The 23,597-nt window shown below is 41.9% G+C and carries 24 protein-coding genes; 7 read left to right on the top strand and 17 right to left on the bottom strand.

From position 1 onward, the window contains the following. Window positions 1-29: 29 nt before the first annotated feature. Genes J1N09_RS05675 through J1N09_RS05660 form a run of 4 tightly spaced genes read right to left on the bottom strand, consistent with a single transcriptional unit; the run spans window position 30 to window position 3,119 of the window. The gene (locus J1N09_RS05675) at window positions 30-1,241 is read right to left on the bottom strand and encodes an Nramp family divalent metal transporter (RefSeq protein ID WP_265198809.1); all 1,212 of its coding nucleotides are present in this window, start codon (window positions 1,239-1,241) and stop codon (window positions 30-32) included. Further along, window positions 1,238-1,816 (bottom strand): RNA polymerase sigma factor, encoded by a 579-nt coding sequence (locus J1N09_RS05670; protein ID WP_265198808.1) that lies wholly within the window; start codon window positions 1,814-1,816, stop codon window positions 1,238-1,240. Before J1N09_RS05670 ends, J1N09_RS05675 begins: the two co-directional genes overlap by 4 nt. Then, window positions 1,800-2,894, bottom strand: coding sequence for a glycosyltransferase (locus J1N09_RS05665; RefSeq protein WP_265198806.1), 1,095 nt, complete (start codon window positions 2,892-2,894; stop codon window positions 1,800-1,802). Before J1N09_RS05665 ends, J1N09_RS05670 begins: the two co-directional genes overlap by 17 nt. A 21-nt stretch (window positions 2,895-2,915) precedes the next feature. Further along, complete coding sequence (locus J1N09_RS05660; protein ID WP_265198805.1) at window positions 2,916-3,119, bottom strand: membrane or secreted protein; 204 nt, start codon at window positions 3,117-3,119, stop codon at window positions 2,916-2,918. Between the two features lie 90 nt (window positions 3,120-3,209). Here J1N09_RS05660 and J1N09_RS05655 point away from each other — a divergent pair, with 90 nt between their 5' ends. Further along, window positions 3,210-3,827 carry a fasciclin domain-containing protein gene (locus tag J1N09_RS05655; protein ID WP_265198804.1) on the top strand — a complete coding sequence of 206 codons (618 nt, stop codon included), beginning with the start codon at window positions 3,210-3,212 and terminating at the stop codon, window positions 3,825-3,827. On the opposite strand, the gene murB is transcribed toward J1N09_RS05655, so the two are convergent. After that, window positions 3,824-4,837 (bottom strand): UDP-N-acetylmuramate dehydrogenase, encoded by a 1,014-nt coding sequence (murB, locus tag J1N09_RS05650; protein WP_265198801.1) that lies wholly within the window; start codon window positions 4,835-4,837, stop codon window positions 3,824-3,826. The genes J1N09_RS05655 and murB overlap by 4 nt on opposite strands. After that, entirely contained in the window at window positions 4,837-6,027 is a 1,191-nt protein-coding gene (locus J1N09_RS05645) for a pyridoxal phosphate-dependent aminotransferase (RefSeq protein WP_265198799.1), read from the bottom strand. The genes murB and J1N09_RS05645 overlap by 1 nt, the downstream gene beginning before the upstream one ends. Window positions 6,028-6,120: 93 nt before the next feature. Between J1N09_RS05645 and J1N09_RS05640 the strand changes: the two genes are divergently transcribed. Continuing rightward, on the top strand, window positions 6,121-7,476 hold the full coding sequence (locus J1N09_RS05640; protein WP_265198796.1) for an aspartyl protease family protein: 1,356 nt from the start codon (window positions 6,121-6,123) through the stop codon (window positions 7,474-7,476). A 47-nt stretch (window positions 7,477-7,523) separates the two neighbouring features. On the opposite strand, the gene J1N09_RS05635 is transcribed toward J1N09_RS05640, so the two are convergent. After that, window positions 7,524-7,919 (bottom strand): DUF1573 domain-containing protein, encoded by a 396-nt coding sequence (locus J1N09_RS05635; RefSeq protein ID WP_265198795.1) that lies wholly within the window; start codon window positions 7,917-7,919, stop codon window positions 7,524-7,526. 127 nt (window positions 7,920-8,046) lie between these two features. Here J1N09_RS05635 and J1N09_RS05630 point away from each other — a divergent pair, with 127 nt between their 5' ends. Beyond that, on the top strand, window positions 8,047-10,677 hold the full coding sequence (locus J1N09_RS05630; RefSeq protein ID WP_265198793.1) for a valine--tRNA ligase: 2,631 nt from the start codon (window positions 8,047-8,049) through the stop codon (window positions 10,675-10,677). On the opposite strand, the gene J1N09_RS05625 is transcribed toward J1N09_RS05630, so the two are convergent. From J1N09_RS05625 to rsfS, 6 genes are all read right to left on the bottom strand, one after another. Next, window positions 10,678-10,944: an acyl-CoA-binding protein gene (locus tag J1N09_RS05625; protein WP_265198791.1), complete on the bottom strand. Its 267-nt coding sequence runs from the start codon at window positions 10,942-10,944 to the stop codon at window positions 10,678-10,680. A gap of 2 nt (window positions 10,945-10,946) precedes the next feature. Further along, window positions 10,947-11,597, bottom strand: coding sequence for a phosphatidylserine decarboxylase family protein (locus J1N09_RS05620; RefSeq protein WP_265198790.1), 651 nt, complete (start codon window positions 11,595-11,597; stop codon window positions 10,947-10,949). Then, window positions 11,587-12,390, bottom strand: coding sequence for a phosphatidate cytidylyltransferase (locus J1N09_RS05615; RefSeq protein ID WP_265198788.1), 804 nt, complete (start codon window positions 12,388-12,390; stop codon window positions 11,587-11,589). The genes J1N09_RS05620 and J1N09_RS05615 overlap by 11 nt, the downstream gene beginning before the upstream one ends. 3 nt (window positions 12,391-12,393) lie before the next feature. Continuing rightward, a complete protein-coding gene (locus J1N09_RS05610) occupies window positions 12,394-12,999 on the bottom strand; it encodes a lactate utilization protein (RefSeq protein WP_265198786.1) in 606 nt (201 codons plus the stop codon). 85 nt (window positions 13,000-13,084) lie between these two features. Next, window positions 13,085-15,091 (bottom strand): ATP-dependent zinc metalloprotease FtsH, encoded by a 2,007-nt coding sequence (ftsH, locus tag J1N09_RS05605; RefSeq protein WP_265198784.1) that lies wholly within the window; start codon window positions 15,089-15,091, stop codon window positions 13,085-13,087. Between the two features lie 15 nt (window positions 15,092-15,106). Next, window positions 15,107-15,478: a ribosome silencing factor gene (gene rsfS / locus J1N09_RS05600; protein ID WP_265198783.1), complete on the bottom strand. Its 372-nt coding sequence runs from the start codon at window positions 15,476-15,478 to the stop codon at window positions 15,107-15,109. 86 nt (window positions 15,479-15,564) lie between these two features. Here rsfS and J1N09_RS05595 point away from each other — a divergent pair, with 86 nt between their 5' ends. Next, window positions 15,565-16,296: a biotin--[acetyl-CoA-carboxylase] ligase gene (locus J1N09_RS05595; RefSeq protein ID WP_265198782.1), complete on the top strand. Its 732-nt coding sequence runs from the start codon at window positions 15,565-15,567 to the stop codon at window positions 16,294-16,296. Here J1N09_RS05595 and J1N09_RS05590 read toward each other — a convergent pair. Then, on the bottom strand, window positions 16,293-16,685 hold the full coding sequence (locus J1N09_RS05590; RefSeq protein ID WP_265198781.1) for an SRPBCC family protein: 393 nt from the start codon (window positions 16,683-16,685) through the stop codon (window positions 16,293-16,295). The two genes, J1N09_RS05595 and J1N09_RS05590, sit on opposite strands and share 4 nt — an antisense overlap. Window positions 16,686-16,708: 23 nt before the next feature. Continuing rightward, window positions 16,709-17,377: an orotate phosphoribosyltransferase gene (pyrE, locus tag J1N09_RS05585; RefSeq protein WP_265198779.1), complete on the bottom strand. Its 669-nt coding sequence runs from the start codon at window positions 17,375-17,377 to the stop codon at window positions 16,709-16,711. A gap of 7 nt (window positions 17,378-17,384) precedes the next feature. Between pyrE and J1N09_RS05580 the strand changes: the two genes are divergently transcribed. After that, entirely contained in the window at window positions 17,385-18,008 is a 624-nt protein-coding gene (locus J1N09_RS05580; RefSeq protein WP_265198778.1) for an NUDIX domain-containing protein, read from the top strand. Here the strand turns inward: J1N09_RS05580 and J1N09_RS05575 are convergent. After that, window positions 17,976-19,721 (bottom strand): M14 family metallopeptidase, encoded by a 1,746-nt coding sequence (locus tag J1N09_RS05575; RefSeq protein WP_265198776.1) that lies wholly within the window; start codon window positions 19,719-19,721, stop codon window positions 17,976-17,978. The genes J1N09_RS05580 and J1N09_RS05575 overlap by 33 nt on opposite strands. Before the next feature lie 145 nt (window positions 19,722-19,866). Between J1N09_RS05575 and J1N09_RS05570 the strand changes: the two genes are divergently transcribed. Further along, entirely contained in the window at window positions 19,867-20,784 is a 918-nt protein-coding gene (locus J1N09_RS05570) for a T9SS type A sorting domain-containing protein (protein ID WP_265198774.1), read from the top strand. A 509-nt stretch (window positions 20,785-21,293) separates the two neighbouring features. On the opposite strand, the gene rho is transcribed toward J1N09_RS05570, so the two are convergent. Continuing rightward, on the bottom strand, window positions 21,294-22,961 hold the full coding sequence (gene rho / locus J1N09_RS05565; RefSeq protein ID WP_265198773.1) for a transcription termination factor Rho: 1,668 nt from the start codon (window positions 22,959-22,961) through the stop codon (window positions 21,294-21,296). A 197-nt stretch (window positions 22,962-23,158) separates the two neighbouring features. Here rho and J1N09_RS05560 point away from each other — a divergent pair, with 197 nt between their 5' ends. After that, window positions 23,159-23,569: a DUF4293 domain-containing protein gene (locus tag J1N09_RS05560; RefSeq protein WP_265198771.1), complete on the top strand. Its 411-nt coding sequence runs from the start codon at window positions 23,159-23,161 to the stop codon at window positions 23,567-23,569. The last annotated feature ends 28 nt before the right edge of the window (window positions 23,570-23,597 follow it).

The raw sequence follows: 23,597 nt of genomic DNA, 5'->3' as shown, positions 1-23,597 counted from the left end.
ACAAAGGTACAAAGATTAGAATAATAAGATCATAAAAGTGTGCTAAGGTACCAACCGCTGAATCCAAGAATTATTAGTATCGAAATAACACTGTAGATTCGCAGCTTTATCCCCGGTCTGGCTTCTTTTGGGGTATGAGCTCCTGTGATAAGCTTATAGTTCATAATTGCGTAGAATGGCGCCGTTAGAAAAGAGAGAATTGTAGCGATTTGTACAAGTAGTCTCATTTCAGAAAGAAGAAAAAAGAAGATGATCAAGGTGCCAGATGCAAGTACGATCAACCAATACAGGTAGCCGTTTTTCATCTTTTTGTTCGTTATGATTTCGGTGGTTCTATGCATTACCCTTGGAGATCCGTCTAGCGTTGTGAGTGTGGTACTGAACATGGTTGTGAGTGCTGCGATCCCTATGAGCAATTTTGCCCAATCCCCCAGGCTTCGGGTATACATAGATATCAGTTGGTTGGCAAATTCACCGCCTTGTGGAGAAAGAGATTCGTCACTACCAAACATGACAACGGCACCGAGAGCCACGAAACCAATAGCCAGTATTGTTGTGGTGATGTATCCTACGTTGAAATCGAATCGTGATTGTTCTGGATTAATGGAGGGTTCAAGCTTCTTTTTTTCTACGGTCCAGATAGAATTCCATATTGAAATATCCAGCGGTGCCGGCATCCATCCCATGAAAGCGATCAGGAAGGCAACAGCGGCTGTTTCCGTAGGAAATACCTGTTTGAAAGTTGTATGTCCTGCCGGTTCAATGGCAAAGGCCACTGCTATCAAAGTACTGATGGTAAGTCCGATCACAATGATCTTCATAAGGGAATCCAGGATCTTGTATCGGCCAATCACCAGAATTGCCAGGCATATGGCTGTGATAACTGCCGTCCATATTACTGGTGTACCAATACCAAAAAGTGAAGTAGCGATACCTGCCGTTACGATGGTAACCGCCGTTTGAATGGTAAACATGGTAGCGAAGGTGATTGCGAAGTACAGATAGATCACTCCCTTACCCATTTTGCGGTAGCCTTCCAGGAGTGACTCTCCCGTGGCGGAGGCAAACCGGGGGCCGAATTCAAAAAAGGGATACTTTACTGCATTGATAAGAAGCAGTGCCCATAAAAGTCCGAATCCAAAATCGGCACCTGCTCTGGTGGATTGTACCAAATGAGAAACTCCAATGGCAGCCCCGGCGAAGATGAATCCGGGCCCTAATTTCCTCAGGGAGATTGTCAACGCGTATGATTTTGTGTTATTATTTCCGACAGTAATTTCTTTGCTCTCAGCAACCGTACCTTAACATTACTAAGGGGTTCATTAATATGCTCGGCAATTTCGTTGTAGCTCATCTCCTGGAAGTAACGCAGGTTGATCACATCCTGGTAGTGTGGCTTGAGTTGCTTTATAAATAGCAAGAGTTCTGCCAGGTTCTGTTCTGTGATAAGCTTGTCTTCCGGGGTTGGTGATATATCGGCAATCCGATGCACGTGTTCGTCGTCGGTATCAGTGGTGCGAGAGTGGATGGAAGCCTTCTTCTTTCGACTCTTATCGATCTGAATATTCTTCGAAATTGTGATAAGCCAGGTATTGAAGGCGTATTTGGTATCGAAGCTCTCAATTTTGTCAAAAGCCTTTGAAAAAGTCTCAATGGTGATGTCTTCAGCTTCGTATTCATCCATTACTCGTTTTAGCTGAAAACCGTACACTTCATTCCAGAAATGGTCCAGCAAAAACCTAAATGCCGACTGCTTGCCACTTTTGGCCAGTGTGATTTGTTCAGTAATTCTATCTTGGTCATTTCCAGTTGGCATGTGATGAAGTTCTTTTGCTACTAAAGATAACTAATTGCAGGAAGACAAGAAACAGTTCGAGTATCGGTATAAAAATGATAAGAGGTCGTTCTTTCAATTTGGCTGCGACTTTTCCGAGGATCAACATCTGAAAAAGAAACCGGAAGCAGATCATTGGGACCACTAATTTCCAGTAAGAGCCAAGGCAACCAATCATAGTCAGGATCCAGAAGGACAGGTTAAAGAAGAAGAACGCAGACAGTAGGAACTTGTGCTTGAATTTGTAAAATTTAGCGGTTGTTGTATGACGTTTTTTCTGAAGCAGCCATTCACGAAATGTAGTCTTAGGTATGGAGTATGTAAACGAATCCGGATGAAACTGCAGTCCCGTATTTGAAGGTGTAGCCGCTTTGTTTACAAAGAGGTCATCATCACCCGATTGGATGTTCATATGCGAGGTGAAACCGCTATTCTCATAGAAGATATTTGAAGTATAGGCGATATTACGTCCAACTCCCATATAAGGATTTCCGGCCATCGCATAGGAAAAGTATTGCGTGGCAGTAAGGATGGTTTCAAATCTTATTATAGCATTCAGTAAACCGGGCATTTTCTGGTAGGCACCATAGCCGAGAATGATCTGCTTTCGTTCATCCAGTTGGGAAACCATTTGTGAGATCCAATGTTTAGATGCCGGCTTACAATCTGCATCGGTAAACAGCAACCTTTTGTGTTTTGCCTTTTTTATGCCAAGGGTGAGTGCATATTTTTTACTTCCCCAAAATGTTTCGTTGGTGGCAACATCAACTATCGCTATACGCGGGTCCCCCTGGGCAAACTGCTCCATGACTTCCAGCGTATCATCTGTAGATGCGTCGTTGATTAAAATTAGTTCAAAATCTTCGTACTCCTGTTCCAACCATAGGGGTATATGAGCTTTTAGATTTTCAGCTTCATTTTTTGAGCACACCAGGACAGAGACCGGGTAATGAACAGCAGCCTTTCTTTCAATTACTTTTGAGAAGGAAAATTTTGAGAAGAGGAGATAATAGGCGCAGTTAAAAAGAATTATAGTTCCAAGCAGATAAACAATCAGCATAAACGCCTTAAAATATATAGCCTATTTATGGGCTTCTTCGGTACAAGAATCAAACTGGTCCGGGGTTTTGCCACAAAAACCACAAGTCTCTCCTTCTTTATTCAGAAACGGACTCTGGCTTGCACAGGTACCCGCGAATTTTCCGTCTTTTTTACCCCATATTTTAATTGCAATTCCGGCAACGGCGAGCAGCAATAGAAGCAAGGTGATAACAAAAATTCCCATAATCTCAAATTGATGGTGCAAAAATACAACCTTTCTTGGTGAAATGTAGCGAATTTGGTTAATTTTAGCCTCGTATTTTAACAACACACTATGCGCTTACGATATACTTTTCTTTTTGCCTTGATCTCTATTCTTGTTATAACCTCGTGCAAAGAGAGTACCGACAAGGAGGTTGCCGATTCTGATCTTGAAGTTGATATTGAAGAAGTGGTTCCGGAAGAACCTGCTGAGAAGAAGCCTCCCAGCGTAGAATCATTGAGAAGGTCGAATAGTGTAATGGCCAGGTTAATGAGCAACGGCGATTGTAAAACGTTTGCCAGCTACGTGGTCTCTGCGGAATTATCGGAAGTTCTTCTGAACGGCGAAGGTCCAATAACAGTTTTTGCTCCTTCGGATGCGGCCATAGCAGCATTGGGTGAGGAAACGACGAAAGACCTGCTGAATTCAGAATCCAAAGCACTTATGAGTTCGGCGGTACGAACCCATGTCGTTGAGGGTAATTACGATTCGGTAACTATCACTCAGGCCTTAAAACAGGGAAGGGTTAACCTTACTTCCTTAAGTGGAGAAAAATTGTCGGTTACCCGGAGTGGAAATAATATTTATATAACGGATTCAAAAGGAAATAAAGCTAAGGTTGGCAAGAGCGATATCAACGGGACCAATGGGGTTGTTCATGTCGTAGACGCTTTCCTGGGTCTCGACTAGATAACGTTCACTTCCGGTTCAATATCGATACTGAATAGTACCTTCACTCTTTTCTGAATACGCTGAGCGAGCTCCCAGATCTCCAATCCACTTGCGTTCCCGTGGTTGACTAATACCAGTGCCTGTTTTTCATGAATTCCGGCATCTCCGTATCGTTTTCCCTTAAATCCGGCTTCTTCGATAAGCCAGCCTGCAGGTATTTTGAATTCTGATGAAGAAACTTCGTAAAACGGGGCTTCCGGGAATTTACTTCGGAAGGAGCTAAATGCAGCTTTGTTCAGAATCGGGTTCTTAAAAAAACTTCCGCTGTTTCCAAGCTCAGCAGGATCGGGTAGTTTTGATTGACGAATGGCGATCACGGCATCGGAAATGTCCTTAATTTCAGGTTTATCAATATTTTTTTCAGAAAGAATATCCGCAATTGCACCATAGGAAGTATTTAGTTCGTGGTTTTTCTTAGTAAGTCGAAGGTTCACGGAAGTGATGATATACTTGCCTTTCAGTTCATTCTTAAATACTGAATTCCGATACCCGAATTTACAGTCTTCAGCAGTGAAGATCCTGGATTCACCGGTAAGTGTTTCGACGGCCCTACAACTTTCGAAGACATCTTTTATTTCTACTCCGTAGGCCCCGATGTTCTGGATAGGGGCGGTGCCCGTATTCCCGGGAATTAGTGAAAGGTTTTCGATGCCTCCATAATCCCTTTCTATGCAATACATAACTAACTCATGCCAGTTCTCACCCGCGCTAATTTCCAGAATAACCATGTCTTCGGTTTCCGAAGCGACAGAAATACCTTTCAGGTTAATGTGAACTACCAGTTTGTCGATGTTGGACGTTAAAAGTAAATTACTTCCACCACCTATGATAAAGAGATCTTTTGGTTTATAGGATTTAAGTAGGGCTGTAAGCGCTTCGTCGGAGGTAATAGATACAAACGCTTTGGCCAGGACATCAATACCAAAAGTGTTGTATTCCCGAAGCGATTTGTTTTTTTCGATCAACATTAGCCGGGGTATTGTGCCAACGCGGCCTTCAGGATTGCTACTGCTTTTACCAGGCTTTCTTTTTTCAAAACATAGGCGATACGAATCTGATTCTTACCTACACCGGGAGTCGAGTAGAACCCTGCGGCAGGAGCTACCATAACAGTTTCCCCGTTCACATCGAAAGATTCCAAAAGCCATTGTGCAAAGTCATCGCTGTTTTCGACAGGAAGTTCTACTATACAATAAAAGGCTCCTTTTGGCTTTCCAACCTTAACACCTGGAATAGCTTCCAGCAAGCTTACCAGCGTATCACGCCTTTCGACATATTCCTCGATAACATCATCAAAATAAGACTGAGGGGTTTCCAGGGCCGCTTCACTGGCGATCTGGGCAAAGGTAGGCGGACTCAACCTGGCTTGTGCAAATTTAAGTGCGGTACGGATCACGTTCGGATTCTTTGAAACCAGGCATCCAATACGAGCGCCGCACATGCTGTATCGCTTCGATACAGAGTCGATAATGATACCATAATCGTTTATGCCTTCCTCTTCGAGGATGGAATAATGTGTAAGCCCATCGTATGCAAATTCACGATACACTTCATCTGCCACAAGGAATAGATCGTGTTTCTTAACTATTGCCGCCAGTTTCTGAATCTCTTCCTTTGAGTACAAGTATCCTGTTGGATTACCAGGGTTACAGATCAAAATTGCCTTGGTTCTGGGTGAGATCAGCTTTTCAAATTCTTCAATGGGAGGTAAGGCGAAATTATTCTCGATCTTAGAGATCACAGGAACGATCTTTACACCAGAAGCTGTAGCAAATCCATTGTAGTTGGCATAAAATGGTTCCGGGATAATGATTTCGTCTCCGATATCTGCGATAGAACCCATAGCAAATAGCAGGGCCTCACTACCGCCTGTGGTAACGATAATATCGTCTGCCTCCACTTTAATATTATTCCGGTGATAATATCGTGCGATCTTTTGTCGATATGGCTCCGAACCTTCCGACCGTGTATAGGCCAGGATCTCGAGTGAGTGTTGCGCCACGGCATCCATAGCCCCAATAGGCGATTTGATGTCCGGTTGGCCTATATTCAGGTGATAGACGGTTTTATTTGCCTTGTATGCTTTCTCGGCATATGGAACCAGCTTTCTTATAGGAGATTCGGGCATTGAGAGCCCTTTTTGTGATATAGAAGGCATGCGATTTGAATTATCTAACAAAGTTGCGAAATATATTTATAAATCCATATAGAAAGCAAAAGCATTCGCGAATTTTTCCATATCTTGATTACTATGAAAAAATTCGCGAATGCCGGTCTACTCCTTAGTTTGTGGCTCCTGCCACTACTCTGTGGGCCTTTGGTGTTTGCTCAAAAAGGTTTTCAATTGCCGGAATCGTTGAATCGGGAAAAAATTCCATTCGAGCTGGTAAATAACCTCGTAATCATTCCTATTCAAATAAATGGTACCGAACTATCTTTTCTTCTGGATACGGGTGTGAATTCCACCTTGTTGTTTTCCGTTGAACAACTGGATTCTGTTCAGCTAAATAACGCAAAACCCATAAAATTGCGAGGACTAGGTGAAGGTGGTTCAATAGATGCAATTGTGAGTAATCGCAACAAATTAGAAATAGGCAGAGCGATCGATAATAATCACAGAGTATACATGGTGGTAGATAGTAAAATTAATTTCTCCACACGTATGGGTATACCTATTCACGGAATTATTGGTTTCGATCTTTTCAAGGATTTTGTAGTAAAAACCGATTATAGCTCTAAACGAATTACCCTCTATCGACCTGATACCTTCAGAAAAAGGAAATGTAGGAAATGTGTGGACATTCCTATGCGGTTCCACAATAAAAAGCCGTTCATAAACGTCAGGGTTGCCTCAGATACAGAGGAAGAGGATTTCCTTGTCCTGCTGGATACCGGATCGAGTGATGGCCTGTGGTTGTTTGATGAAAAAGATTTTATTTCCGAAGTACCTAAAAATTACTTCAACGACTTCCTTGGGCTCGGTTTGAGTGGGAATATCTACGGAAAAAGATCCAAGATTAAAAAACTCAACATCGATGAATTTCAACTTGAAAAGGTAACAGCTTCATTTCCCGATAGTAATACAGTGAAGAATATAAAATCCCTACCCGATCGTAAAGGCAGCCTGGGGAGTGAAGTATTGCGACGTTTCACGGTCATTATGAACTATCGCGAACAGACCATGACATTAAAACAGAATAGCAATTTCGATGATCCATTCTATTACAATATGGCCGGGCTTACGCTGGAGCATGACGGACTCATCCCGGTTCGGGAAGTAGACTATTTTAAGATCGACCCTGTTACGATGACCAAAGAAAAAAGGGAGGCCACAGCCATATTTGATGTATACAAATCGCCAACACTCCAGTTCTTCCTCGCTCCTAAATATGTAGTCGCTGAAGTACGGCCGGATTCACCGGCAGAAGAAGCTGGTATCATGAAGGGAGATGAGGTAGTAAAGATCAACGGTAAAGCCAGTTTTAAGTACAAATTGTACGAAGTCATTAGCCTATTCTCCTCAAAAGCAGGACGAACGATTTACCTGGAAATATCGAGGAATGGGATCATGCAGAAGAAGAAGTTCGTGCTCCGTGAGGTCATATAAAAAAACCCCCGCAAACTGCGAGGGTTACCTATTTATTCAATTGGTATTTATTTTGTCTTTTCAAGTACGCTTTTTCCATCAGCAAGAACTTCTCCCTTTATCTTCAGGGCTTTGATCTTTTCTGAAGCATTGGAATATACAGTTACGGTCTTACGGATAGGTCCTACACGCTTGGTATCATATTTCACCTGAATGGTGCTGGATTCACCCGGAGCAATAGGTCCATCCGGTTTCTTTGGAACCGTACAGCCACAGCTGGATTTCACATCGTTAATAACAAGTGGCTTATTACCTGTATTCGTAAATTCGAATACTCTTACCCCGTCACTTCCTTTGGCTATTTTGCCATAATCAATAGTCTCCTGTTTGAACTGGATTTCGGCCTGGGCTTGAACCCCGTAACCAATTAAAGCAAATAACGCTATAAGTACTAGTTTTTTCATGATTCTTTAAATTTAAGGTATGCTAATGTAGCTATCTTTTTGGCAACCTGCAAAATAAGTTATTCACTTTCATAATACTGCAGATATACCTACTTTTGCTTACTTATTCCAAAAATTGGACCAAACTATGAGTTTAGCGGCAAAATATAGTGCTGAAAGTGTTGAAAATAAGTGGTATGACTACTGGATGGAGCATGGTTATTTTCATTCAGAAGTTGATGAAAGAGAGCCTTATACCATTGTAATTCCTCCGCCAAACGTTACAGGAGTGCTGCATATGGGACACATGCTGAATAACACCATTCAGGATGTACTTATCAGAAGAGCACGATTATTAGGCTATAATGCACTATGGGTTCCGGGTACGGACCACGCTTCAATTGCTACGGAAGCCAAGGTGGTAGACAAGCTCAAGAAGGACGGGATAGACAAAAGTGATATCACCCGTGAAGAATTTTTGGAACATGCCTGGGAATGGACCCACAAGCACGGAGGTATTATCCTTGAACAACTCAAGAAATTAGGCGCTTCCTGCGACTGGAATCGTACAAAATTTACCATGGATGAGGATCTTTCGGCCTCGGTAATCAAGGTTTTTGTCGATCTGTACAATAAAGGACTCATCTACCGGGGATACCGCATGGTAAACTGGGACCCGGAGGCACTTACTACCTTGTCTGACGAGGAAGTGATCTATGAAGAGAAACAAGGAAGTCTATTTCATCTGAATTATAAGATCGAAGGTAGCGACGAACACTTAACCATTGCAACCACGCGTCCTGAAACCATTTTGGGGGATACCGCCATTTGTATAAATCCTGAGGATGAACGCTACACTCATCTGAAAGGAAAAAAAGCAATTGTACCTATCTGTAACCGTGTAATCCCAATCATCGAAGATGAATATGTAGCTATGGATTTTGGTACCGGTTGCCTGAAAGTGACGCCGGCCCACGATGAGAATGATAAAGAACTGGGTGATAAACACAACCTGGAAGTCATCGATATCTTCAACGATGATGCCAGTCTGAATAGCTTCGGGCTCCATTACGAAGGTAAAGATCGTTTCGTGGTTCGTAAAGAGATAGTTAAGGAACTAAAAGAAATTGGGGCGCTTGAAAAGATCGAGCAATATGTGAATAAAGTAGGAACAAGTGAACGCACAAAGGCTGTTATCGAGCCTAAGCTCAGCGACCAGTGGTTCCTCAATATGAAGGATATCTCCAAACCCGCCCTGGATGCAGTTCTCAATAAAGACGTAAACCTGGTACCAGAGAAGTTTATCAATACCTACCGTCACTGGATGGAAAACGTTCGGGATTGGAACATATCAAGACAACTTTGGTGGGGTCACCAGATACCAGCTTACTACTTCGGAGATGGTGAAGATGATTTCGTAGTAGCCGAAACCAGGGAAGAAGCTCTAGCACTGGCAAAGGATAGATCCGGAAATATAGATTTGACCATTGAAGACCTCAAGCAGGATCCGGATGTGCTCGATACATGGTTCTCATCGTGGTTATGGCCTATTAGTGTATTCAATGGTATAATGGAACCGGATAATGAGGATATCAATTACTACTATCCTACCAACGACCTGGTTACGGCCCCAGAGATCCTTTTCTTTTGGGTAGCTCGCATGATCATTGCAGGATACGAATATCGGGACGATAAGCCTTTTAAAAATGTTTACCTGACCGGTATCGTAAGAGACAAGCAGCGTCGTAAGATGAGTAAGTCGCTGGGGAACTCCCCGGATCCAATCGAACTCATGAAAAGTTATGGAGCGGACGGCGTTCGCGTAGGAATGCTTTTGAGTTCTCCCGCCGGGAACGACCTGATGTTCGACGAAGACCTGTGTAAGCAGGGGAGTGGCTTCGTAAACAAGATATGGAACGCCTACCGTCTTATTAACGGCTGGGAGGTCTCTTCGGAAATTGAACCATCTAAAACCGGAGCCATAGCGATCGAATGGTATAAAAATAAGTTTAATAGTACACTAGCTGAAATTGAAGATCATTTCAGCAAATACCGAATCAGTGATGCGCTGATGTCTACCTATAAGCTAATTTGGGACGACTTCTGTTCCTGGCTTCTGGAAATGGTGAAGCCGGCATACGGTAAGCCTATCGATAAAAAAACTTTCGATGGTATCATTGAGTTACTGGAGGACAATCTGAAGATATTACATCCGTTTGTTCCTTTTGTTTCTGAAGAGATCTGGCAGCATATCACCGAACGTTCGCCTGAGGAAGCCCTCATAGTATCCAGCTGGCCGAAAACCGAAGGATTCGATGCGAAAATGATCAAGGACTTCAAGTTTACTTCCGAAGTGATCTCAGGTATCCGAACCATTCGGAAAGAAAAGAATATCTCCTTCAAAGATAGTATAGCAGTATCCGTGATCAATAACGAGAACATCTCAACCAACTTCGATGCTATCATCAGCAAACTTGGAAACTTATCTGAACTAAACTATGTAGATGCACCACTGGAAGGAGCACTTACCTTCAGGGTGAAGTCGAACGAGTATTTCCTTCCAATGGCCGGTGCGATCAACGTGGAAGAAGAGATCGCGAAGATCAAGGAAGAATTGTCCTATACCGAAGGTTTCCTAAAAAGTGTTCAAAAGAAATTAAGCAACGAACGCTTTGTAAATAATGCTCCGGAACAAGTAGTTACAATAGAGAGAAATAAGGAGGCTGATGCGCTTGCGAAGATCGAAACCCTCAAAGCTAGTCTTGCAAGTTTACAATAGTTACTTCCTGTAAATAAAATAATTCTTTACGGTTTCAATGTAGAGTTCTTTGGCCTCATCTACTGTGAGATGTTGTGTCTGAAATAACGCATTCGTCTTAAAGGCGTTGATTAGTGGTTTGCCTCCGCTTGGCCGATCCTCGTCATTAGTAGCACGCTTGTAGTAGGCATAAAGTCGAAGAAGCACATCTGCGGGGAATGGATCTTTATGGCCGTTAATACTATCAACCGCTTTCTGAAATTCAATATCCAATTTGGACGGTTTCATGATCATTTCGAGGCTAATACAGTGATTCCTCCTTTAACTTTCTGATTTAATTCAACCTGTACATTTACATCCAGCGGCAAGAATACATCAACGCGCGACCCGAACTTTATAAAACCACTATCCGAAGCCTGTTCCACTTGCTCACTGTTTTTGGCATAATTGACGATCCTTCTGGCCATGGCTCCTGCGATCTGCCTGTGTAAAACATCCCCGAATTCTTCGGATCGCACAACCACTGTGGTCCGTTCATTTTCTTCGCTGGACTTGGGGTGCCAGGCTACGAGGTATTTCCCAGGATGGTATTTACTATAAACTACCTCTCCACCTGTGGGATAACGTGTTACGTGAACATTTAGTGGAGACATGAATACCGAGATCTGAAGCCGTTTTTCATTGTAGTATTCCTTTTCAAACACCTCTTCGATCACAACTACTTTTCCATCTACCGGAGATAAGACCTTGGTTTTGTTTAGCGCAAAATTTCGTTTTGGATTTCGGAAGAACTGCAATATCAGTATCAGAAAAACGATAATTGCTCCAAAAATAAGATACCTCAGGATATCATTATCTACATTTATATGAGTGAGCAGACCCAGTGAAATACAGAGTGAAAGCGTAATTAGGATAATGTTATTTCCTTCCTTATGAAACATATTCAGAAATTTCTATAAAGGCATACAAGAATGGACTTGCGTAAATAATACTGTCAAGCCGATCATATAAACCTCCGTGGCCAGGCATAAGAATACCACTATCCTTTACGCCTGCCTGTCGTTTAAACTTTGACTGGATCAGGTCTCCGATCGTACCAAAGATGGAAGCGATGAGCGCCATCACAATCCACATCCATAGCGGAAAACGATCAAAGTATTCAAAGATAATAAAAGCAGCACCCAGAGCACCCAGCAAACCTCCAATAAATCCTTCTATGGTCTTTTTTGGAGAGATTCGTTCCATGAGTTTGTGTTTTCCGAAGTTCTTACCAATTAAATAGGCGAAACTATCGTTACTCCAAACCAGTACGAAGATACCTACCACAATTTCAGGGGAGAAGTATCCATTGTGCATTGGAATAAGTGTGAGGAATACAAAACCGCTTATCAGGTAAAAGATCACTGCGATATATTTTTTCTTTTCGAACAAGGGAATCATGCTGGTCCAGAGTAGGTCCTTCAGAAGAAACAAACATACGAAGGTGCACATTATCAGGAGAATGGTGAGCGCATGCGGTTCGAAAATATCGTAACTGAAGAAATAGAAAAAAAGCCCCAGCAAAATGTAGGAGATATAACTTTTCAATCGTATGATCCTGAGGAATTCATTGAGCGAGATCGCTGCAAGTATAAAAAAGAGACCCATGAACCATTCGCGCGAAGTGAATAATGAAAAGATCACAATCGAGATGTAAAGCACTCCCGATATTGAACGCACGATAAGTTCCTTCATAAATTACAGGTCTTCGAGTAAGAGCAAATATAGGTTTTTTGTGCTACTCCCATAACTCATAAAATCCTTTTCTTTATTTGTTTCGAAGTCCTGAATAGTTGTGATATTGCTCGGGATGTGACGTTTGTTAACCGACTTAATCTTTCGTAATCCTTCGCTGATATTTTCAACCAACTGACTCGTAGTTGCAAAGATCACGAAGTTAGACGGAAGCTCGTGTAATTTTTTTTCTTTGATCTGTTTGGAACAAAGTAGGATGGAACCGTTGTTTGAAACCAATGATTCGCAATTAGAGAGGAAAAATGTGGAATTAGTGTCTTTTGTAAATGACAAGTTGAACCCGTCGAAGCGATTGATCAACTTTTCGTCCAAACAAAAAACATCCCGCTCATACCAATCGTTTTCGAGCAGGATATTATCAAATGCTTCAAGGATTTCCTCTACATTCTCACAATAGAGAAACTTTCCTCCATTGCGATTAAAGTTGTAAGTGAAACGTTCGTCTATGGGTAATTTCTCCTCAGGGAAATAGCGACTTTGATCAGAACCTTTTACTTTTTCTTCTGATTTGCCTTTTTTCGGGTTTAAAAGTCTTTTGAATAGACTCATTTTTGGGTATTGAGGAGTTCGAAAAATTCGCTTATTCTCAAAGATATAAAATCTAAATCGAAGTTGTGTTCCTGAAACTAAAGATTTAGGATTTGGGTTCTACCGGTTCCTCGGTGGTGGGAATTTCATCCTGTGCTTTCAATGGAGCTTTCTTTTCAGCCTCTGCGATCTTTTCTTCTCGGTTCTTAAAAGGTCTTATACCAAAGATTCGTTCAAGACTCTCTTTGAATATAACCTCCTTTTCCAGTAATTCCTCGGCAAGCTCCATGAGTTTATCTTTGTTCTCTTGCAAGAGTTTGATAGCTCTTTGGTATTGTGTTTCAATAAGGTTCGATATCTCCTTATCGATCAGCTCAGCCGTTTTTTCACTATATGGCTTGGTGAATCCATAATCACTTTGCCCGGAAGAATCGTAATAGGTTAAATTACCAAGTTCTTCATTCAACCCATAGATTGTTACCATGGCTCGAGCCTGCTTGGTTACTTTTTCCAGGTCGCTCAAGGCACCCGTCGAAATTTCATCGAAAACGATCTTCTCGGCAGCACGGCCACCCATTGTTGCGCACATTTCATCCAGCATTTGTTCCGGGCGAACGATCAACCGTTCTTCGGGCAAGTACCAGGCAGCTCCGAGTGATTGCCCTCTAGGTACAATAGTTACCTTAACCAGCGGTGCTGCATGCTCAAGCATCCAACTAACTGTGGCATGCCCGGCCTCGTGCACGGCGATCGCCTTTTTCTCTTCAGGAGTGATTATTTTATTCTTTTTCTCGAGACCTCCAACGATCCTGTCAACAGCATCAAGGAAATCTTGCTTACCAACCGCTTTCTTTTCACCTCTGGCAGCGATCAGTGCTGCTTCATTACAAACATTGGCTATATCAGCACCGGAGAAACCTGGCGTTTGTTTAGCAAGGAAATCGGTGTCTACCGAATCATCTTTCTTGATAGGACGAAGGTGCACTTCAAAGATCTCCTTTCGCTCACGCACATCAGGAAGATCCACATAGATCTGCCTGTCGAAACGTCCTGCACGCATCAATGCTTTATCCAGGACATCCGCTCTGTTTGTGGCAGCAATAACGATCACATTACTATCGGTCCCAAAACCATCCATTTCGGTTAAAAGTTGATTCAGGGTATTTTCTCGTTCATCGTTCGATCCCGAAAAATTTGCCTTTCCACGAGCCCTACCGATGGCGTCAATTTCATCAATAAATATTATTGATGGAGATTTTTCTTTTGCTTGTTTAAAAAGGTCACGTACTCTGGAAGCACCTACCCCTACAAACATCTCGACAAAATCGGATCCCGAAAGTGAGAAGAAAGGCACCTTTGCCTCACCGGCAACAGCCCTGGCAAGAAGCGTCTTACCAGTACCCGGAGGTCCTACCAAAAGAGCTCCTTTAGGGATCTTACCTCCCAGGGCGGTGTATTTGTCCGGGTTCTTAAGGAAATCTACGATCTCCTGAACCTCTTCTTTGGCCCCTTCTAAACCGGCAACATCCTTAAATGATGTTTTTACTTCCGCTTTTTCATCGAATAATTTTGCTTTCGACTTCCCAATATTAAAGATTTGCCCTCCGGCACCACCACCGGCGCCTGCAGACATTCGTCTCATAATGAAGATCCAGATTCCAATGATCACGATGAACGGAAGAAGCGTAAGGAATAATTCTCCCCACATATTGCTATCTGTATTCCAAACGATCTTGGTATTCAGGTCGTTCTCCGCTTTGATTTCATTTATGGTATTCTCGAAATTCTGCAGATCCCCGAATTCAAACTGGTATGCAGCTTCACTGCCATTGGAGAAAAAACTGGGTTTTTTATTCCCTGTGTGTACAGATTTTTGCTTGGCTTCCTGGGTTAGATATACTTTAGCTAATTTCTTGTTGATGATCTCGATCTGATCTACATCCCCATCACGCAGGAAGTTCTCAAATTCCGCTTGCGTGGTTTTATTTGGTTGAGACCAGCTGTTTCCTCCAAAAAATTGTATACCCAAAAAAATCATGATAATAGCCGCATAGATCCAATACGCATTGAATCTGGGCTTCTTCATATCGGGTTTTTTATTCTCATTCGCCATAAGGCCTCTTCTAAATTAGTATGTTGTTTCTATTTTAACGGATTTGGCATCTCCCCAAAGTCCTTCTATATCGTAAAACTCTCGAATGTGTTTCTGAAAAACATGAACTACTACATGAACGTAATCCAGCAGGACCCATTCTGCATTATCACTTCCTTCTACATGCCAGGGCTTTTCTTTGATGGATTTACTGACTATTTTCTGAATAGAATTTACTATGGCATTTACCTGGGTGTTAGATGTTCCATCACAAATTATGAAATAGTCACAGACCGTATTTTCAATTTTTCTAAGGTCGAGGATTTCGATGTTCTGACCCTTAACTTCTTCAATTCCTGATATTATTTGAGATACGAGTTGATCTGTTCCGGTTTCTCTCTCTAACATTAAAATTTTTTTATTTGCGCAAAGTTATTACTTTTTTGTTTCTTGAAACGTTATAAAAACTGTAAAGTAACACATTCATTACCCCGTTGCATTTAATCAAACTTAGTGCCATTGCGTCCACCAACTCCTATCTCAAGGAGTTGAATTCAGAAATTCCTTTGAATGATGAAACAGTTGTCTGTGCCAATTCTCAATTGAGCGGAAGGGGTCAGAGAGGAGCATCCTGGTACTCGGAACCGGGTAAGAGTCTTACGTTTAGCCTGTTAAAGAGGTATTCCCAGCTTCCTACTGAACAGTCTGTGGCTATCAATTTGGCTGTTTCGCTTAGCGTTGCTTCTGTCCTGGACTCCCTCGAAGTTCCTGAAGTTTCGGTTAAATGGCCTAACGACATTATGTCAGCCAACAAGAAAATTGCCGGTATTCTTATAGAAAATCAGTTGCAAGGTGAGAACATTGTCTCCTCTGTTATTGGTATCGGCATTAACGTTAACAATAAAAATTTTGCGGATCTTCCTAATGCTGGTTCTTTGTTATTGGCTACGGGGAAAGCCTATGATCTCGATCTTGTGATAGAAACAGTAGGGGAGTCGGTATTTGAGGAACTGCGGAACATTCATTCAGCTCCTTTCGAAATTATTCATTCGAAATATGAGTCCAGACTATTCAGAAAAGGTATTATTTCTGAATTTAAAAGGGCAGATGGAACAAGATTTAATGGCCGAATCGCAGGGGTAAACAGATCCGGCGACCTTGTAGTTGAATTAGAGAGTGGAGTTTCAGAAAAATTTCAGCTAAAGGAAATAGAATTGCTCCTTTAAAGTTTTTCCATATTTGAAACCAGGGTTTCCAGGAACTTCGTAATGGGTCCTTTTATCATCATAGCCATCATAGGATTGAAATCCCCATTGAATGTAAGGATGGCTTTAGAAGTATCCGAACCTGTTTCCTCTATGTTCCCGGATAGGTCGAAAGGAATCTTATCACTTATTGCTCCAAGAGATACCTTGTTCGGCGAATCCACTTCTTTAACTTCGAGACCGATTTCCGGCATTCCCTTCAGAGCAAAAACGAAAGAAGTCTCGCTCAACAATTCAAACTTGCTGATATTTTCGGGCATTAATTGTTCAAAATTCTCAACATTACTGAGAAATGTGCATAGGTCTTCAGCAGATTTTTGAACATTTACTTTTCTACTTTCTATTTGCATAGCTTAAGGTGATAAGGCCCTTGTTATTTTTTTTCAGAATCAACTGTCATCTTCGGGTCCCAGTTTGCGGGGTCATTCCTCCATTGAGACAATAATGAACTTTCTTCCGAATTGATATAGCCTGAGCGTTCTGCCTGCTCAACGATCTCCGAATAATCACTCAAGGTATGAAGTGTGACATTCGCATCTTTAAAATTGTTTTCGGCAACCTCAAAACCGTAAGTGAAAATGGCTACCATACCTTTCACATTGAGATCGGCCTCTCTTAAAGCCTCAACGGCTGCCAGGCTGCTCTTGCCAGTACTTATAAGGTCTTCTACAACAACCACGTTTTGGTGAGTTTCGACCAATCCTTCGATCTTATTTTGTCGGCCGTGCTTTTTTGCTTCCGGACGAACATAGCAGAAAGGAACATTAAGGTAATCGGCTACTAGCATACCAATTCCGATGGCTCCCGTAGCAACACCGGCGATCACATCTGGTTTTCCGTATAAGTGCTCAATCTGCCTCGCGATCTGCTCTCGGAGATAATTCCGAATAGTGGGAAAGGACAGGGTAATTCTATTGTCGCAATAGATTGGAGATTTCCATCCGGATGCCCATTGAAAAGGATTTTGAGGTTGTAATTTTATTGCATTAATTTGCAGCAGTAATTCGGCCGTTTTCTGGGCGGTTCCCTTGTTTAAAATCATACTGCAAATGTATAAAGTTTTTGTGAAAGACATTCCAATAATTCTCTCTACCGAGAAAAATATTGGCAAGCAGTATACTTCGATACCGCTCAAGTTTGCGCGCTTCAAAAAATTGATCAAAAAGATCAATGAGGGAGAGCTGATCTATGTGAATCTCTATCATAAAAATGAGGAGTCGTTGGAGAAGTTTCTTCGGAAAAAATTACCCGTGGTTGAAGCGGCCGGAGGGCTGGTATACAACAACAAACGTGAGATTCTATTCATTTATCGAAACGGTAAGTGGGACATCCCGAAGGGAGGGATCGAAAAGAACGAGAGTCACCAGGAAGCCGCCGTCCGTGAGGTTGAAGAAGAGACAGGAATTACTGGTTTGGAAGTGAAAAAATATCTTACTACAACCTATCACGTGTTTAAACGCAACGGAAAATTCAAACTTAAAATAACCTATTGGTTTCAAATGTATTCTGAATTTGACGGGGAGTTTAAACCACAGGTGAAGGAAGGCATACTTAAAGTGAAGTGGAAGAATTTTGCAAAGACCCAGAAAGCACTTCAGGAATCGTATGAGAACATTAAGCTTCTATTTCCGAAGGAATACTTACTCACTCACCCTCACGACCGGGTATCTTAAATGTGCTTTTTCGTAATTAGGAGACCTTTTATGTATCCAATCTAATTGGGCGTACCAATTTCTGGCAAATTGCTCATCCTCACTTTTCTTTTGTTCAAATTCGGCTTTTAAATTTGGATCACTGTTCAGAATTTCAAGGGCCATATCCTCCCAAACATAAGGTGAGAATCCTTCTTTTTGTCTTAGGATTGGATCGAAATAATTCCAATTGAAAAACGAATCCGGTGCCTCCGGCTCCAGAGTCTCCAGGATGTACCGTATACCAGGTTGTGCCGTCTCCACGATATAGTCGCCTTCTTTTATGGTGACCTCTTCTTTACTTATGGATACTTTTGTGTTGTAATGCGGATAGTGGCCTTCGTACGGACGACGACTGGTCTCATACGAATCGATACGATACACCTCGGCTGTGATCGTACTGTCCTTTTTCACATAGTCGCAGCGGATATTATTAAGTCGCAATAATTCCACTACATTCCAATACCCACCCGAAATAACATATTGCTTAGGAATGTTTACCGATTTTGAGGGTTTGAAATGATTGTAATACGTGATCTCCTTAGTGAAGGGTTTGTTTTGGTCGTATTTAAGCCGTTGTGCGCCTGTGATCTCGCTATCCAGCATTTCGGCTTCATATCCCTTGAAATTCAGGGTGGTGGTTTTGGTACTATCGATCTCCCAGCCTATCGGGTAACTATTTCCAATATTGAAACTGGCGTTTGCCACTTTTCTGAGATCTAATATTGTACTTGCTTCTGCATCCGATATGCGAATGAATTCTCTAAGTAGAGCATAGGTTCCTTCCACTCGTTGTTTGTAAGGTTTCAGCATATGAGTCTCCACCATCATCCCCAGGGTGTTGAAAAGCGTGGTATATCCGGTAGAATACCTGGCACCGTCCATAAACTGCGAGAATCCGCTTTCCGGAGTCCTATTGAATACATTTACATACGGGGTTATGTCCCAGTTCTTGCTTTGCAAGGAATCTTCCAGGCGTGGCATAAAAGTAGTCTGAGTATAATCACCTAATACCCCTCCCAGTTTATTGTGCTGAGTAAATAAATGGGTAAGAGTATATTGGTAGTTGGCGCCATTACTTACATGGGTATCAATGAACAAATCAGGTTTAACCGTTTGAAACAGGTCTATAAAGGCTCGGGCGTTGCGGGTATCGGCTTTGATAAAATCCCTGTTGAGGTCGTAGTTTCTGGCGTTACCGCGAAAACCGTATTCCTCGGGTCCGTTCTGGTTGGTTCGAGTGCCGGAATTTCTATTTAATGCCCCGCCAATGTTATAGACTGGGATCACCGCAACTATGCTCTTTTCAAGTGCCGGGATCTTTCCTTCGGCCAGGTCTCTCATTAGCATCATGGATGCGTCAATGCCGTCGCTCTCTCCTGGATGAATACCATTGTTTATCAGTATTCTTAAAACTTCCTGATCTCGTGAGAATTCCGACTCAAAACTCCGGTTAGGGTTGTAAGTGACCAAATGAAGTCGCTTGCCGCTGTCTGTTTTATCCATTTCGTAGATAGCAATAGAGGTATGCTGAGCGGCGAGGTTTTCGTAAAACTCGATCACTTCATCATAAGTAGCCGTTTCAAAACCTTCTGATTTCTCGAATGTAGTGGTGAAATCGAAATCTGTTTTAACCGTATCGCTTCCGCAGGAAATGAAAAGTAAAAAAAGAAGTGGAAAAATGTATTTCTTCATCAAAATGATGTTTTTGTTAACAAAAATTTAATAAAAATGCCTGTTTACGAGGGTTATTCGCGAAAAAAAATCAAAAAAAAGCAATTAGGTTAAACTATGCTTTTATATATTTGCTCGAACAATATTAAACTTTAAACTGTTAATTATGAAAAAAATTACTTTGATTCTAAGCGCTATCGTTCTTAGTGCAGTTGGTGTTAACGCACAATCTAACGTTGGACCATCTCCTTACGAGTCTAATCCTACACAGGGATATAGCGAAATGCAAGTTCTTTCTCACACTCCAGGTGCTACGCTTCAAAACGGAGCTGTAGCATGTGCCGATACAGGAGGTGCTGGAACTACAACTAACTCTTGGTTCAGATCTTACGTTCCTGCAGATTTCGGTTTCTCAGGAGACTTTGAAGTTCAAGGACTTCAGTTAGCTCACACCTATACTGATGTAACTGGTGATGGAGCACCTATTAACGTAAATATCAATGCATGGACAAGTGACATGGTATTCCCTATGGGAAGTTTCACCTTGCTAACGTCTGCTGCACTTCAAGGAGATGCTTCTTCAGCTGATGCTGTTCTTGATCTTAGCTTTGATGCGCCAGCGGTTGTTGATGCTTCTACTGAAGTAATCGTTGAGTTTTTCGTATCTGATGGTGTTGCAATTGGAAAGGATGTACGTATCTATAACACAGCCGATCCAGAAACTGCACCTAGTTACCTGGCTTCTGTAGACTGTGGAATTAACGATCCTGTTACTACTGCAAGTATCGGTTTCCCTGATGAGCGTATCGTTCTTAACCTTGTTGGTGACGAGGCTCTTGCTGTTGATGACAACATCGCAGATCTAGTAACGGTATATCCAAACCCTGCTTCTAACGTATTGAACGTAAGTGTTCCTTCTAACATCGAGGTGATCAACGCGAGCCTTTATGATGTACTTGGAAAAAACACAGGTGTTCAGCTTGTAAACGGACAAATGAATACGTCTAGCCTTGCAAGAGGTGTTTACATCCTAAACGTTAACACTTCTCGTGGTACATTAACTCAGAAGATCGTTAAGCAGTAATTATAGAACTACTGAATAAATTTATAAAGCCTCGCTCAGCGAGGCTTTTTTTTGCTTTATACTCTTCAGAGCTGCAAGGAACATCATCCGTTTATTTATTGGCGATTTCATTGAAGTGATAGATGTGATCATAAATACCTCTGATTCTTTCTGCCAAATCATTTCACATACCGTATCAAAAGCATCTTAGGAGAAGGCTTCATGATTTAAAAAGGGGAGATGTATTCCTACTTGAGCAAACCTTTATTTGTTTACACTTAAAAATGCAGAATCACATAAAATTCCATGTAAAGCTTTACCAGGTGGAGGCCGAAAATTACAGCTAACGAAAATTTTCAGGAGATAGAATGATGGTTGAAGTTATCTCCAACTTATAAAACCAGCTAATAGGAAGCTTAGCTTTCATTTACCCGGATCATGAGATTGAGAATTAGGTAGAAAGCCAAACGACAAACCATAAAAAAACCCCGCAATCGCGGGGTTTAGTATTTTTAAATCAGGAATGATAACTAAGCATTCATGGAGATCAGGAATTCCTCATTATTACGAGTCGATCTAATTCGATCGTTGATAAATTCCATCGCTTCCACAGGATTCATATCCGCTAAATACTTACGCATCACCCACATTCTTTGAATAACCTTTTCGTCCAGTAACAAGTCGTCACGACGCGTACTCGAAGATGTAAGATCGATAGCCGGGAAGATCCTTCTGTTCGAGATCTTTCTGTCCAGCTGCAATTCCATATTCCCTGTTCCCTTGAATTCCTCGAAGATTACTTCATCCATCTTAGAACCGGTTTCCGTTAGAGCCGTGGCAATGATACTCAGGGAACCACCATTTTCGATGTTTCTGGCCGCTCCAAAGAAACGCTTCGGTTTGTGAAGTGCGTTTGCATCTACACCACCACTCAATATCTTTCCACTAGCAGGCTGTACAGTGTTGTATGCCCTGGCTAATCTTGTGATAGAGTCGAGAAGGATAACAACGTCGTGCCCGCATTCCACAAGGCGCTTGGCCTTTTCAATCACAAGGTTTGCGATTCGAACGTGCTCTACTGCTTCCTTATCAAAGGTTGAGGCTACAACTTCACCGCTAACATTTCGCTGCATATCTGTAACTTCCTCCGGACGTTCGTCAATCAGAAGAATGATCTGGTATACTTCCGGGTGATTCGCCGCAATACCATTTGCGATATCCTTCAACAGCATGGTTTTACCCGTTTTTGGTTGGGCAACGATCATTCCACGCTGTCCTTTACCGATGGGAGCAAATAAATCTATTATACGAGTGGAAACAGTGCTTTGTCGTTCTGCTATATTGTATTTTTCTTCCGGGAACAAAGGTGTAAGGTGTTCAAAAGCTACCCTGTCTCTAACGACATTCGGGTTAAGCCCATTGATCTTACTCACCTTGATAAGCGGGAAGTATTTTTCCCCTTCTTTCGGAGGGCGTACTTCACCTAAAACTGTATCACCGGTCTTTAGTCCGAACAAACGTATCTGAGATTGTGAAACGTAAATATCATCGGGGGATGATAGGTAATTGTAGTCACTAGAACGCAGGAAACCATATCCGTCCTGCATAATGTCCAGAACACCTTCACTTTCTATGATACTGTCGAATTCAAAATCAGGTTGCTTATATCGATTCCTGTTGTCTTTATTACCATTCTTTCCTGAAGAATCCTGATCCTGACCGCCTCGTTTTTGCGAATCTCTGCGTTGCTGGTCTTTCTTTCTATCACCTCCTTGGCGGTTATCCGATTGCTGGCGATTGTCTTGTCTCTGTTTCTGACCCTGCTGGCTTTTGGATTGGCTCTGGCTTTTAGGTTGGCTCTGGCCTTTGGGTTGGCTCTGGCTTTGTTGCTTCTGTGGTTGACTGCGTTGTCCGTCTGAACGTAGGCCTTCTGAACGTTGGCCTTCTTTCCTCTGCTGCGGACGACCTCCACGGTTGTCCTTTTGCTGAGGTTGTTTTGGCTTTTCTTGTTCTTTGGATTCGGTAGTAGTTTCCGTTGTAGCTGCCTTTACTGCTGCCGGGTTTGCTGCCTGGTAATCCAGGATTTTATAAACCAGGTCTAATTTTTTTAAGCTTCGGAATTTAGGTACTCCCAAAGTTTTAGCAAGTTCCTGAAGTTCAGGCATCTTCTTTGCTTTTAATTCTGAAATTTCAAACATTTAAATTTTCTAAGTTATAATCTGAGTAATATGGCCGTTGATGGCCGGGATGGTGTGTTGAAAAAAAATTGAAGAATAAGTAACCGAAATTGAAGTAGTTACTTGTCGATACTGCAATTATACAACAATAAATTAAATTTTGCATTGAAATCTTTTAAAAAGAAAGCTTATTTTTGCTTTCCATTCGAAAGGCTGCTATGATACAACGCATTCAAACAGTTTATCTTGTAGTTTCAGCTCTAATTATCGCTGCACTATACCTTTGGTTTCCATTGGTTCAGGATGATGCAGGAACTACAATAATAAGTAGAGATGAGCCGTTAGTGTTAAGCCTTTTGGGTGTTTCGGTCCTACTGGCCGTTATATCGATCTTTAACTTTAAGAAGCGTAAGTTACAGTTTGTACTGAATCGCCTTAATATAATATCAAACTTTGTATTACTGGGAGTTTTCGTTTACAGGTCGCTAACTTTATCCGGAGAGACTTTAATCTCAGAGAAGGGTATTGGGGTGCTTTTTCCCATCATTTCTATCGTTTTTCTAGTGTTGGCCAATAAGGCCATCAAAAGGGACGAGGATCTCGTAAAATCTGTGGACCGTTTACGCTAAACCTTTACATCTTAGTATATTAGTGCAA

The organism is Aureitalea sp. L0-47 (assembly GCF_026126405.1).
Taxonomy (GTDB): domain Bacteria; phylum Bacteroidota; class Bacteroidia; order Flavobacteriales; family Flavobacteriaceae; genus Pukyongia.
The sequence above is the reverse complement of the archived record's forward strand: the minus strand, read 5'-3'. Positions and strand labels throughout refer to the sequence as shown.